The following is a 12,804-nucleotide window of genomic DNA, read 5'->3' as shown; positions in this document are numbered from 1 at the left end:
GATCGTGTAGCCGCCGGTGAACCCGCATTCGTCACGAAGCCGGTCGAACACACGCTTGGCCGTGTGCCGCTGCTTGCGCGGAACCTTCACGTCCTCATCCAGCCATCGATCGATGGTCGCAACGAACGCGTCCAGCTTCGGCCTCCGGATCGGTGATCGGCGCCGATAGCCCGGCGGCGTCGAATACGACAGCATCTTGGCCACGCTGTCGCGCGATATGTTGAAATGCTTCGCAGCCTGACGCCGGCTCATTCCTTCCGAGCAAGCCAGACGAACCTTCAGATACAATTCCACGGTGTAGATCCCCTAACCCTCCTGCGCTCGTTGCAGAAGGAAAATAGGTGGCCGGGTTTTACGCCGCCCGCAGCGGGATTATCCCGCCGCTACCGTGGACGAATTTTGCACCGCCGCTCTCACCTTGCCCCGCTATAAATCCCGGCTATTGACATGAAGAAAATTGACAGATAAAAAATAGGAAATCATGTTTCCTATTAAGAAACCGAAGGAATTAGGGATGCTTCGTGCAACGCTTGCGGCGGCGGCCGTGTTATTCGCAATCCAGGGTGCAACGGCGGAGGAGAATATCGTCATCGGACTGAGCACGCCGCTCAGCGGGTCCGTCGCGGCCCTAGGTCAGCATGAAAACTGGGGCGCGTCACTGGCGGCCAAGGAGATCAACGAAGCCGGCGGCATCAATGGTAAGCAGATCCAGGTCGAAGCGCAGGACAACCAATGCAATCCGACCCAGGGGATCACCAGCGTCGAAAATCTTCTGGAGAAGAACCCGATCGCCGTCATCGGCGCCCTGTGCAGCTCCGTGACGCTGGCGGTTATGCCCGTCATGGAGAGAGCCGAGCGCCCGCTTATGGTGGGTGTGGCGACCTCGCCGATCATCACCGAGCAGGCTGGTGTCGGCGGTAACCAGTGGACTTTCCGTATCAATCCATCCGATGCGGGCCTTGCTGTCGCGCTGGGCAAGTATCTGGCCGACAAAGGCAGCATCAAGACCATCGCGTTCGTGGGCGAGGACACCGACTACGGTCGCGGCGGCCATTCCGCCATGGCCGAGGCGCTGAAAGGCACGGGCATAGAGATCGTCTCCGCGGATTTCTACAAACAGGGGACGCCCGATTTCACAACCGTGCTGACGCGCATCAAGACGGCCAAGCCGGATGCGGTGGCGCTCTATGCGACTGGTGTCGACGAACTGGGCTTCATTCGCCAGTATCGCGGCATGAACATTGACTCGCTGCTCAGCGGTCGCGTTTCGCTCGACGAGTTGTTGCCCGTCATTCAGGCGGGTGCGCTGGAAGACGCATCCAGCGTCTACCCCTATGCGGTGGAACTCGACACGCCGGAGAACAAAGCCTTCGTCGAAAAGTTCAAGGCAACCTATGGTGAGCTCCCGAACAATCAGAGCTTCCAGGGCTATGAGAGCATCCGTGTTCTGGCCGATGCGCTCAAGCGCAGCAAGGAACTAACGCCGGCGGCGCTTCGGAACGCGCTGAAGGGAACGGACATGACATCCGTGACCGGCGGAACCATCAAGTTCGACGATCATAATCAGGCTCACAACCTTGCCCTCATCATGAAGGTAAAGGACGGCGTGATCGTCATCGAAACGACGTCAGGGACGTAAGGTCCGGGTCGCCTTCGACCTGACTTGGGATGCTCCGATGGAATTCTTCATTCAGTTGGTCATAAATGGGCTGATGCTCGGGATGGTCTATGCGCTCATCGCGATAGGGCTCTCCCTCATCTTCGGTGTGCTTGAGATCGTGAACTTTGCGCACGGGCATTTCTATATGCTCGGCGCGACGGTCCTCGCGGCGCTGGTGACGTCGGCCGGGATCGGTTTCTTTCCCAGCCTAGTCATCGCGACCGTGGCGGTTGGTGTCGTCGGCTATCTGGTCTACGTCGTCCTGCTGCGCCATTTCCGCGAAGGCGAGTTCGATCGGGGTATTATTCTAACCATCGGCATCGGCATGGTTCTGCAAAATGGGGTCGCCTACCTGTTCGGCTCCAGTTCGCGGATGGTGGATACGTCCCTGTCCTTCGTCAGTTGGGACGTCGCCGGCTTCTTCGTTGACGCGCAACGTACCGTTGCGGTTCTTGTTGGCGCAGTGGCGATCGCCGCACTCTATGCAGTGCTGACCTTCACGCGGATCGGCAAGGCGATGCGCGCCTTCGCCCAGAACCGGGAGGCAGCCTTCATCGTCGGCATAAGGCCTGCGGTGATCGCCGGCATCGCCGTTGCCATAGGCATTGCTCTTGCCGGGTTGGCCGGTGCGGCCTTGGCCCCGGTCTTCGCCGTCCATCCGGCGATGGGCGCACCAATCCTGTTCAAGGTTTTCGCCATCATCATCATAGGTGGGCTCGGCAGTCTTCCGGGCGCGCTGGTCGCCAGCCTGCTCATCGGCGTGACTGAGAGTGTTGTCGGCGGCTACTCGTCGGTGGCGTTGCAGGATGCAGTCGCCTTTATGCTGATGATCGTTGTCCTGCTCGCTTTCCCGGCAGGTCTGTTCGGCAAGGGAATCCGTGTCTGATGTCTGTTTCCACTCCCTTTTCAACCAGCTCTGACGCGGGGGTACAGCCCCGCCTGACATGGCCCCTGGTCGTGTTGTCGCTGGCAGGGCTGATCCTGCTGCCGTCGATCTGGCCATCCTCCTATGTCGTCAACGTTCTTATCCTCGCTTTTATATTTGCAATCCTCGCGACGGGCCTGAATCTCATCTTCGGCTATACCGGCCTGCTCTCGTTCGGCCAAGTCGGCTTCTTCGGGTTGGGCGCCTATCTTTATGCGCTGCTGACGATGGATGGCGGGGTCTCGCCATGGCTCTCCATCCTGCTTGCGGGAATTGGCTCGGGATTCGTCGCCTTGTTGCTGGGCTACCCGGCGCTTCGCGTCTCGCGCGCCAGTTTCGTGATCGTCACTCTGAGCGTCACGCTGCTTGCAGCACTTCTGGCGCGCAACTGGGTGGAAATTACGCGAGGCCCGATGGGAATTCCCAGGCTCCCGGCCCCGTCGATCGACTTGCTCGGCCTTGGTACGTTTAGTGGCCACGATCCGCACGTCTTCTACTATATCGCCCTGGCAATCGCCGTCGCCTCCATCGGTGCGATCTATCTTCTGGTCAATTCGCCGATCGGGCGTGTCCTGCGCGCCATCAATCTCGATGAGCCGTTGGCTGCCTCGCAAGGAATATCGCCCAAGAAGTATCAGATCGCCGCTTTCGCCGTCGCGGGTATCCTCAGCGGTATCGCCGGTAGCCTGCATGTCTCGCATCTGGGCATCGTCGACCCCTCGATCTTCGATCCATACTACAGCGAGATGCTGCTGATCATTGTCATCGTCGGCGGTCCCGGCAGCTTCTGGATGGTGGTGGTCTCCAGTCTCGTCTTTATGGCGATACCGGAACTGCTGCGTATGGCGCCGGAACTGCGCATGGTGTTGTTCGGTATGGTCCTCGTCCTGGCGGCAATGCTCTTTCCGACCGGCGTCGGCGGTTACTTTGAGCAGCGGAAGCTCGCCATGTGGAGAAGGAGCCTGCGCTCATGACCGCGATTTTGACGACGCATGGGCTGTGCAAGAACTATCGCGGCATCAAGGCGGTGCAGGATGCCGACCTGTCTGTAGCGCGGGGCGGCATAACGGGTCTCATCGGCCCCAACGGCTCGGGCAAGAGCACGACCATCGACTGCATCACCGGCTTCACGCGCCCCTCCTCGGGGAAGGTCAGCTACGATGGCCAGGATATCACGGGCAGTCCCTCATACGGTCTCGCCGGTATCGGCTTGGTGCGCACGTTCCAGAACGTACGCGTCTACGAACGGCTCAGTGTCATGGACAATCTCATCGTAGCCTCGCAATCACTGCGCGCGCATGGCTGGTTGCCGCTGATGCTGCGGTCGACCGCGGTCAAGGCCGATGAGAAGGCAATTATGCAAGAGGCGTTATCGTTCCTGGAATTGGTGGGGATGGCGCATTATGCGGGCGCGCCGGCGGGCATCCTGTCCTATGGGCAGCGCAAGCTGGTTGCGCTTGCCGCCTGCCTGATCACCCATCCCAAGCTGATCGTTCTGGACGAGCCTCTTGCCGGGGTGAATCCCACCATCATTCGCAAAATTTCCGGCCTGATCGAGACCCTGAATGAGCAGGGCCTCACTTTCCTGATCGTCGAGCACAATGTCGATTTCATCATGCGCCATTGCGATCATGTGATCGTCATGGAGCAAGGGAAGAAGCTGACTGAAGGCAAGCCCGAAGATGTACGCCGCGACGAGCGGGTCCTGGAAGCTTATCTCGGCAAGCGGGTGGGCCTCGAAACGAAGGGGACGGCCTATGCCTGAGAAAAAGGTCATCCTTGAGCTTCAGGACATGTGCGTCGGCTACTCGGAACCGATCGTGCGCAACGTTTCCCTCAAGGTCGAGGAAAATACGATCTGGAGTCTGATAGGCGGCAACGGCGCCGGAAAATCCACCTTGCTGAAGTCGCTGTTCGGGCTTACCCGCTGCTTCAGCGGCACGCTCCTGCTGGATGGTGCTCCGATCCAGAATCTCAGTCCGGCGGAGCGTGTGCGCAAGGGGATGGGGATCGTGCCGCAGGGCCGGTGCAACTTCCCGCTCATGTCGGTTCGCGAGAACCTCGAGATGGGGGCCTACACACTGTCTCATTCCGAGGCGAAACGGGCCATGGAACGGGTACTACAGATGTTCCCGGTGCTGCGCCAAAAGCTTGGCGAAAGCGCCGGTAACCTCAGTGGCGGCGAGCAGCAGATACTCGAAACGGCAATGGCTCTCGAAACCGGCCCGCGTGTCCTGTTGCTCGACGAGCCTTCGCTCGGTCTGTCGCCCAAAATGCAGCAGGAAGTGTTCGAAAACGTGGAAAGCCTGCGCGGCGAAGGGCTCACGGTCATCATGGCCGAGCAGAACATCCTCGGATCTCTGATGATATCGGATAGGGCATTTGTGCTCGATCTTGGCACCAAGCTCATGGAGGGGGCAGCGCGCGAGGTGCTCGAAGATCCCAAGATCAAGGTAGCCTTCCTCGGAGCGGACCCCGAGGAGGCAGTGGAGTAATGACGATGAATGCACCGCTTTCTGCAATCCGCCTGACTGGCGAAAGCGACTTTGTCTGCCCGACAATCGCGGAGGTGGTTGCCGGCACGGCATCGGGCCAAACCAGGGTCGGACAGGCCGAGATCGGTACATTCGCCAGCGGCATGCCGATCATGATTCCGGTCATGGTAGCGCGAGCATCTGAGCCGGGACCGACGCTCTGGCTGAACGGTGCGGTGCATGGCGATGAACTGAACGGTGTTCTTGCCTCGCTCGACTTCTTCCATGCACTGGATGGTCGATTGCTGAAGGGGACAGTTGTCGTTACACCGATCTGCAACCCAGTCGCTCTGGATGCGCGCCGTAAGCGCGTTCCCCAGGACGAACTCGACCTTGACCAGAACTTTCCCGGCCGCGCCGGCGGCTCGCTGTCGCAAAGGCTCGCTTATGCGCTTTTCGAGGGTATTCGCGCACAAGCCGACGTCGTGGTGAACTTCCACACCATGAACCCCTATTTCGAATCCGAACCCTATGCCGTCTACAAGGGAGATGCGTCGGCGAAGGTGGCAGAGAGCGATCTGCTCGGCATGGTCGCCTGCTTTTCTCCCTTCGTCGCCTGCCGGATGATCACCTCCTCGGCCGGAGAACTGCCGGGCGATAACTCGGGTGCTTTGGACTATCAGGTCCTGAACCTCGGCAAGGCCGCCATCATGGTGGAACTGGGAGGAGGAAGCCGGCAGGTTCCCGCCCATATAGAAGCAGGCCGTGCGGGGCTGGAAAGGCTGGCCGCCCTTATGGGGCTTCTGCCGAACAATGGCACTCCGTTCAGCCGCAGCGTGCGGCGGGTGACCAAGCGTACGCATGTCTTTTCCGAGCATGGCGGGTTCTTTCGCCAACATGCGAGGGCAGGCAGTCTGCTCAAGGCCGGTGAGTGCCTTGGCGAAGTACAGGACTATGCAGGCAGGCTTCTACAGCGCGTGACCTACGACCAGGATGTGCTGATTATCGGCATCCGCTGTGACCCCGTGGTTCACACCGGTGATCGCATCGGCTTTATCGGGCTGGAATGGGAAGAGATGGATGCATAGCGCTACTGTCGCAGCCGTACAGTTTGCGCCTCGGCTCGGACAGGTGGAGGCAAACCGGGCGCGTACGCTTGAGCTTATCGATAGCGCTGCGGAAAAAGGGGCTAAACTGGTCGTGCTGCCGGAGTGCAGTACTTCCGGCTACGCTTTTTCCGATCAGTCTGAAATCGTGGGATTGGCCGAACCGGTACCTGGCAGGACCGTCGACATATGGCATGAGCGTGCAGCGCGCCATGATATCGTGATCGCTGGTGGGCTGATCGAGAAATCGGGCGATGACTTCCATAATTCATCGGTGGTGGTTACGCGAGACGGGCTTGGTGGCATCTATCGCAAGGTTCATCTGTGGGGGCGGGAGCGCGACCTGTACCGAGAGGGTACTGAAGCCGTCGTGGTGGATACCCCGATAGGTCGCATCGGCACCGTTATTTGTTACGACCTTTGGTTTCCCGAATTGTCGCGGAGCCTCGCTATGATGGGCGCGGACATTCTGGTCTCACCCGCGAACTGGGCCGGCAACGCCCGTCTTTCCTATCCCTACGATCGACATGGCCTGCCGATCGGCCACCATATGGCCGTCGCCGCCGCCGCGTTCAACGAACGTCCGGTGGTGGTTGCCGACCGCGTCGGCACCGAAAACGGTCTGCGCTTCCTGGGCGCGAGTTGCATCGTGGGCCATTCAGGTGAGGTCGTTGCAGGCTCGGCCTCCCACGACGATGAGCAGATACTTGTTGCCGATGTCGACATCGGCCCTCGCAAAGACGCTGTTCAAAGCAACCGTCAATCCCGTAGACCCGATGTATATCGGATTCTGGGAGGGCAGTGATGTCGTTGAAATCGCTTGAAACAGCTGTTGGCGTTCTTGCCACCTTCATCCAGTCGGACGCGACGCGCTCGGTGACGGAGATTGTCGAGGAAACCGGCCTCAAGAAAAGTCATGTCTCGAAAATCCTGAAGACATTTAGGGAAGCCGGATTGCTTGAGCAGGATCCCGTCACGATGCGCTATGCCGTAGGCATGGGCCTGTTCGTGCTAGGTTCGCGCTTTGCCGCCCGCCAGGCAATGGCGCGGGAAGCGCTGCCCATCATGCGCCAGCTAGTCGATGACACCAGCCATTCAGCGACGTTGAGTATTCTATACGAAACCTCGATCATGCACCTGATGGCGGTCGAAGGGCCGCTCTATATCGATGGCCGCTGGCGCGTGGGTACGCTTCGGCCAATTCACGCGACGGCGGCGGGTAAAGTGCTGCTTGCCAATATGCAGCCGCCGGCCCGTGAAGGCCTGCTCGCGCGGGTAACGCTCAAGGCGTTTACGCCACTGACGATCACCGATCCGGCTGCCCTTTCTGCACAACTCATGGATATCGGTAAAACCGGCTTTGCGCTGACGCGCGGCGAAAGTGCTCCGGGCCTGTCGGCCATTTCGGTTCCGATCTTTGCTGAAAACAGCAAGGTGGTATCGGCCCTCAGCATCATCATGCCGGACCAGTTGTTCGATGAGGAAAAGATCGCAGCGGTCCGAGAGCGCATGTTTTCGGCCGCCCGCAGCCTTTCGCTGAAGCTTGGAGCGCCGACCTACCCATTCGGTGGAATGAGCTAGTCGCGGAATCGAGATGGAGAAACACATGCAGGACACCGCAATCGACTTGCCGGCCCGTCGCGGAACGGTAATTCCCGTTCGTGAGGGCCAGACGATCCGGATCGTGAATGTCCACGGCACGCAGGTGCTGGACTGCTGGGCGTTCGACCGTGCCGATCCGTCTTGCTGCATGTCCATGGAACATACCCGTTCCTACAACAGCCGCATCGTTCCACGGGTGGGGGACCGGCTGGTCGACAACAGATATCGGCCGATGTTTGAAGTGGTTTCCGACACCTCGCCGGGCATCCACGACACGCTGATGTGCTCCTGCAGCGCGGGCATCTACGCCCGCATGGGGCATCCCGGGCACGACAATTGCGAAGACAATCTGCATCAGGCGCTGGCCGGCGCTGGCCTCGCCGTCGGCTTCACGCCTGCCCCGTTCAACATCTTCATGAACTACCCGTTTTCGCCGGAAGGAGAGATCAGCCGCAAACCGCCGGTATCCGCGCCGGGTGACCATGTCGAATGGAAATGCCTGATCCCGGAAGCTGTCGTGGTGATCTCGTGCTGCCCGCAGGACCTGACCCCTATCAACGGTGAATCGATGTCTCCTTGCGGCGCCCGTTGTCTGATTTTCGATCGCTGAAGCCCATGAAAGGAAAGATCCCGATGTCCATCAGTGAAGAAAGAACCCGGGCAGCCGACGGCCTCAAGGTTTTCGCACAGGAACTGATTGCCTCCGAGGGCCTGTCCCGTGCCGTTCTCGACCGCATTCTTGACCGGCTGAAGGCAATCGCAGCGCGCGCCGACTTCTGGGACGCGGATAATTATGCAGAGCCCGAACAGGAGGAGCGTCAGGCCCGCTACCGCATCGTCGGTAACGACGATGATACCTACGTTCTTTACCTCAACGTGATGCTGCCGGGGAAAAGGATCCCGCCGCACGACCACACGACCTGGGCTTGTGTGGCAGCGGTAGACGGTATCGAGGAAAATCGCGTCTACCGAAGGCTCGATGACGGAAGCGAGCCCGGCAAGGCCAAGCTTGAAGTGGAGCGCACCATAGAGATAGCGCCCGGCTCAGGGATGGCACTGATGCCCGAGGATATCCACTCGGTTTTCATCGGCGGGACGCAAACCATCCGCCACCTGCATTTCTATGGCCGTGCGCTCGAAACATTGAAGGATCGGACGATATTCAACCTTGAGAACGGAACATGCCGCCCGATGCCGATCGGCGTGAAGACCCGGCAGGGCTGAGGCATCGGACCTGCGGAATGATGAAAATCGTATCGGCGCAAACCGCCAAGGAACTTATCCATGCCAGCCCCGAAATAGCGGTGTTGGACGTGCGTGAATACGGCCAGTTCGGCGATGGACACCTGTTGTTCGCATCGAGTTGCCCCTATAGCGTGCTTGAAAAGCGCATTCTCGATCTGGTGCCCAACACGGCGACGCCTTGCCTGCTCTACGACGCGGGCGATGGCGTGAGCCACAAGGCCGCCAGGCGGATAGCGGAGCTTGGTTACACGAACATCCTGACCGTCGATGGTGGCGCACCGGGCTGGCAAGAGGCGGGCTTTCCGCTTTTTGCCGGCGTGAACGTTCCCTCCAAGGCGTTCGGTGAGATGGTCGAGGCAGCCCGGCACACACCGCGTATCGATGCGGAGGAACTGGCGCTATGGTCGAAGGAGGGTAAGCCGTTCCTGCTGGTGGATACGCGGCCGCCGACGGAGCACGCCCGCATGACGCTTCCCGGCGCGGTGAGCCTGCCCAATGGCGAGCTTATCCACCGCCTTCATGCCCTGAACCTGCCGCCGGAAAAGCCGATCATCCTGCACTGCGCGGGACGCACACGTGGACTGATCGGAACGCAGACCCTGATTGATGCCGGCATTGAAAACCCCGTCTTCGCCTTCGAAAACGGAACGCAGGGCTGGGCCTTATCGGGACGTCCATTGGTGCGGGGGCAGTCTCCGGCTTCGATGCCAGAGCTTTCGCCTGACTCCCTTGCCGACAGCGCCCGGCGTGCGGAAGACTTTATTGCCCGGTACTCGATCCCGGTGATCGATGGTGCACAAATGGAAGAATGGAGGGCCGACCCCTCCCGTTCGACATATCTTCTCGATGTCCGTTCCCGCCGGGAATATGACGAAGGCCACCGGGCCGGGTCTATACATGCGCCGGTGGTCCAGATCGTACAGGCGACCGACGAATGGGTCGCCGTACGGCGAGCCCGGTTGGCATTGATCGATGATAGCGGCATGCGGGCGGCCACGGCTGCCTACTGGCTGCGGCAACTGGGTTTTGATGCGGCCGTGGTGCGTGGTGCGCTCGAGGGCGGTCTGATACCGAAAGAGGATGCTGCTCTCCCACCGGCCGATCTGCCGACGATCACCGCCGAAGAGATCGTGAGGCAGGAGGGGCAAGGGATCATCATCGTCGATCTGCGTGCGAGCGCCGCCTACCGTACTGCTCACCCGGTGGGTGCCATCTGGGGCATCCGGCCCCGTCTCGACCGTCTGCCATTGCCAAAGACTGGTATCGTCGCATTGCTCGCCAATGACCCGGGCCTTGCATCCCTCGCCGCGCAAGACCTTTCTGAGCACGTGCCGGGCCTGAATCAGCGGTTGCTTGATGGAGGACTCGAGGCATGGATCCAGGCCGGCGGAAAAGTTGAAGCTTCCGCCGATATGCCATCTTCCGCCGATGCGATTGATTTTCTGGCCTTCCTGCACGATCGACATGACGGAAATCTGGAATCGGCTCGCCGCTACCTCGCCTGGGAGACCGGCTTGATCCAGCAACTCGACGCGCACGATCTCGCGGAGTTCCACCTTGCGGCACGGGTTGAAAACCATGCGTGAAAAGACGCTTCTCGTCCAATCCGGGCGACCGGCTGGGGGAATACCACATTCGGTCAACCCGCCTGTCGTTCGGGCTTCCACGGTTCTGTTCCCAACCGTGGAGGCGATGCAGGAGACACGCCGCCGCCGGGAAACGGGCGAGCAGGTTTTCTCCTATGGGGTAAGGGGCACGCCGACCACGCACGCGTTGGAAGATGCCGTCACCGCGCTGGAGCAGGGCGAGCGTACGCTGATTTATCCTTCCGGGCTGGCCGCCCTGTCTGCGGTCCTGCTCAGTCATGCCCGCCCCAGCGACCACATAGCGGTCATCGATACGGTCTATCCGCCGGTACGCCAGCTATGCAGCAGCTATCTTGTCCCGCGTGGAGTGGAAGTCAGCTATTTCGCGCCATCACCGGAAGGGCTGATGGCCGTACTGCGGCCGCATACCAGCCTAATCCTTGCCGAAACGCCCGGATCTGGCACATTCGAAGTGGTGGACATTCCAGCGTTGGCCGCCATTGCGCAAAAGAATGGTAGCCGGCTTGCGGTGGACAACACCTGGGCTGCCGGGTTTTTCCTGAAGCCGCTGACGCAAGGGGCGGACATCTCGATCCAGGCGGCGACTAAATACATCTGCGGCCATTCGGATACGATGCTGGGAACGGTCACGGTAAGGGGCGATGCATTCACGCCTCTGTTCGAAACGACAACGATGCTTGGCCTTTGCGCCAGCCCGACGGATTGCTACGACGCCCTAAAGGGCCTACGCACACTGGAAGTACGCTTGCGCCGGCACGAGCAGTCGGCCCTGCAGGTCGCAGGCTGGCTTGCTCGGCACGCGGACGTTTCCGAGGTTTACCACCCGGCCTTGGCAGACTCACCGGGACATTCCATCTGGCGACGCGACTTTACCGGCTCAAGCGGGTTGTTCGCCTTCGCGCTTTCGCTGCAATTGGTCGAACATTCGGCGGCGTTCGTCAATGCGCTCGCCCATTTCGGCATCGGCGCCTCTTGGGGCGGCTTTGAAAGCCTCGCACTGCCCGTAAAGCCCGGCTCGATCCGCGCAGCCGCGCCGTGGGCCGGACCGGGCACTATTATCCGGCTGCATATCGGCCTGGAGGATACGCAAGATCTCATCGAGGATCTGGACCAGGCATTCTCGCACATCGGGGCTCTGGCCTAGTTTACAGGCTTGGGCCGCCTCGTTCTAATGATCCCATACTGGGAGGCTCGAGCAGCCAACGGTCCGCGAAAGACGTCAGATGCCGATGAAGTGGAAAGTTCAAAAGCGCTTGACCTCAATAGGGGGCTATGTGTGGATGTTCTCCGCATTGCAAGGGGTCTTGATGACGATCTGAACAGGCGGTCGGGTGCAAGCCATGTGTCCGGCCTCTACGAAGCAGCCATCATGGCTGCGGGCCCTGATGAAGTTCGCGGGTCGGATCCCAATCAGAACATCGAGCATTTTGCTCACAACCCCTAGCGGGCTATTCCGACCCCCGGGCTCAACCGGTCTGTCATCACATCATCGTTCACCCTCGCAACTCGAAAATCGTTGTCTAAACTATGCGCGCCGCAACTTCATGGTGCCAATCCCGCGGTTTGCGACATGGGAGGCGTTCAACGCCTGGCTGGAAGAGCAATGCCGCAAGCGCCAGCATGACAGGCTGCGCGGCGAGAACGAGACGATCGGCGAACGGCTGCAGCGGGATCTTGCCGCCATGCGTCCATTGCCGGCGGCACCCTTCGATGCCTGCGACCAGGCCAGCGCCCGTGTCACGGCCCAGTCTTTGGTCCGCTACAAGACCAACGACTATTCCGTCCCGGTCGCCTTCGGCCATCAGGACGTTTGGGTTCGCGGCTACGTCGACGTGGTGGTGATCGGCTGCCGCGGCGAGATCATCGCCCGCCATCCGCGGTGCTGGGAACGCGAAGACGTCGTCTTCGATCCGCTGCATTACCTGCCGCTGATTGAGCAGAAGATCAATTCGCTGGATCAGGCTGCCCCTCTCCAGGGTTGGGACCTGCCCGGCGAGTTCGCCACGCTGCGCCGCCTGATGGAGGCGAGGATGAACAAGCACGGCCGGCGCGAGTATGTGCAGGTGCTGCGACTCTTGGAAAGCTTCGAGCTTGGCGATCTGCATGGGGCTGTGAAGCAGGCCCTCCAACTCGGTGCGATCGGCTTCGATGCGGTCAAGCACCTGATCCTGTGCCGGGTGGAGCG

At 60.5% G+C, this 12,804-nt stretch carries 12 protein-coding genes and 2 pseudogenes; 13 read left to right on the top strand and 1 reads right to left on the bottom strand.

What is annotated here, in order from left to right; genetic code table 11:
* Nucleotides 1–294 (bottom strand): annotated as a pseudogene (locus BFN67_RS19030) (IS21 family transposase); the annotation flags it as partial.
* Between the two features lie 220 nt (nucleotides 295–514).
* On the opposite strand from BFN67_RS19030, the gene BFN67_RS19025 reads away from it, so the two are divergent.
* The 13 genes and pseudogenes from BFN67_RS19025 to BFN67_RS18965 all read left to right on the top strand — a co-directional run.
* Nucleotides 515–1,639 (top strand): ABC transporter substrate-binding protein, encoded by a 1,125-nt coding sequence (locus tag BFN67_RS19025; RefSeq protein ID WP_080921098.1) that lies wholly within the window; start codon nucleotides 515–517, stop codon nucleotides 1,637–1,639.
* A 37-nt stretch (nucleotides 1,640–1,676) separates the two neighbouring features.
* Nucleotides 1,677–2,546: a branched-chain amino acid ABC transporter permease gene (locus BFN67_RS19020; RefSeq protein WP_080921097.1), complete on the top strand. Its 870-nt coding sequence runs from the start codon at nucleotides 1,677–1,679 to the stop codon at nucleotides 2,544–2,546.
* The gene (locus tag BFN67_RS19015) at nucleotides 2,546–3,559 is read left to right on the top strand and encodes a branched-chain amino acid ABC transporter permease (protein ID WP_080921096.1); all 1,014 of its coding nucleotides are present in this window, start codon (nucleotides 2,546–2,548) and stop codon (nucleotides 3,557–3,559) included. The genes BFN67_RS19020 and BFN67_RS19015 overlap by 1 nt, the downstream gene beginning before the upstream one ends.
* The gene (locus BFN67_RS19010) at nucleotides 3,556–4,350 is read left to right on the top strand and encodes an ABC transporter ATP-binding protein (RefSeq protein WP_080921095.1); all 795 of its coding nucleotides are present in this window, start codon (nucleotides 3,556–3,558) and stop codon (nucleotides 4,348–4,350) included. The genes BFN67_RS19015 and BFN67_RS19010 overlap by 4 nt, the downstream gene beginning before the upstream one ends.
* Entirely contained in the window at nucleotides 4,343–5,080 is a 738-nt protein-coding gene (locus BFN67_RS19005) for an ABC transporter ATP-binding protein (RefSeq protein WP_080921094.1), read from the top strand. Before BFN67_RS19010 ends, BFN67_RS19005 begins: the two co-directional genes overlap by 8 nt.
* A 5-nt stretch (nucleotides 5,081–5,085) precedes the next feature.
* Nucleotides 5,086–6,147 carry a M14 family metallopeptidase gene (locus tag BFN67_RS19000; protein ID WP_158083540.1) on the top strand — a complete coding sequence of 354 codons (1,062 nt, stop codon included), beginning with the start codon at nucleotides 5,086–5,088 and terminating at the stop codon, nucleotides 6,145–6,147.
* Complete coding sequence (locus tag BFN67_RS18995) at nucleotides 6,140–6,970, top strand: nitrilase-related carbon-nitrogen hydrolase (RefSeq protein WP_080921092.1); 831 nt, start codon at nucleotides 6,140–6,142, stop codon at nucleotides 6,968–6,970. The genes BFN67_RS19000 and BFN67_RS18995 overlap by 8 nt, the downstream gene beginning before the upstream one ends.
* Nucleotides 6,970–7,746: an IclR family transcriptional regulator gene (locus BFN67_RS18990; protein WP_080921091.1), complete on the top strand. Its 777-nt coding sequence runs from the start codon at nucleotides 6,970–6,972 to the stop codon at nucleotides 7,744–7,746. The genes BFN67_RS18995 and BFN67_RS18990 overlap by 1 nt, the downstream gene beginning before the upstream one ends.
* Nucleotides 7,747–7,771: 25 nt before the next feature.
* The gene (locus BFN67_RS18985) at nucleotides 7,772–8,377 is read left to right on the top strand and encodes a DUF1989 domain-containing protein (RefSeq protein WP_158083539.1); all 606 of its coding nucleotides are present in this window, start codon (nucleotides 7,772–7,774) and stop codon (nucleotides 8,375–8,377) included.
* A 5-nt stretch (nucleotides 8,378–8,382) separates the two neighbouring features.
* A complete protein-coding gene (locus tag BFN67_RS18980) occupies nucleotides 8,383–8,991 on the top strand; it encodes a cysteine dioxygenase family protein (RefSeq protein WP_280951342.1) in 609 nt (202 codons plus the stop codon).
* A gap of 17 nt (nucleotides 8,992–9,008) precedes the next feature.
* Entirely contained in the window at nucleotides 9,009–10,598 is a 1,590-nt protein-coding gene (locus tag BFN67_RS18975) for a rhodanese-like domain-containing protein (RefSeq protein ID WP_158083538.1), read from the top strand.
* A complete protein-coding gene (gene metC, locus BFN67_RS18970; protein WP_080921088.1) occupies nucleotides 10,591–11,763 on the top strand; it encodes a cystathionine beta-lyase in 1,173 nt (390 codons plus the stop codon). Before BFN67_RS18975 ends, metC begins: the two co-directional genes overlap by 8 nt.
* A 376-nt stretch (nucleotides 11,764–12,139) precedes the next feature.
* Nucleotides 12,140–12,804: pseudogene (locus BFN67_RS18965) on the top strand (Mu transposase domain-containing protein); the annotation flags it as partial.

The organism is Manganibacter manganicus (assembly GCF_002075885.1).
GTDB lineage: Bacteria > Pseudomonadota > Alphaproteobacteria > Rhizobiales > Rhizobiaceae > Mesorhizobium > Mesorhizobium manganicum.
This window is presented reverse-complemented; position numbering and strand designations above follow the sequence as displayed.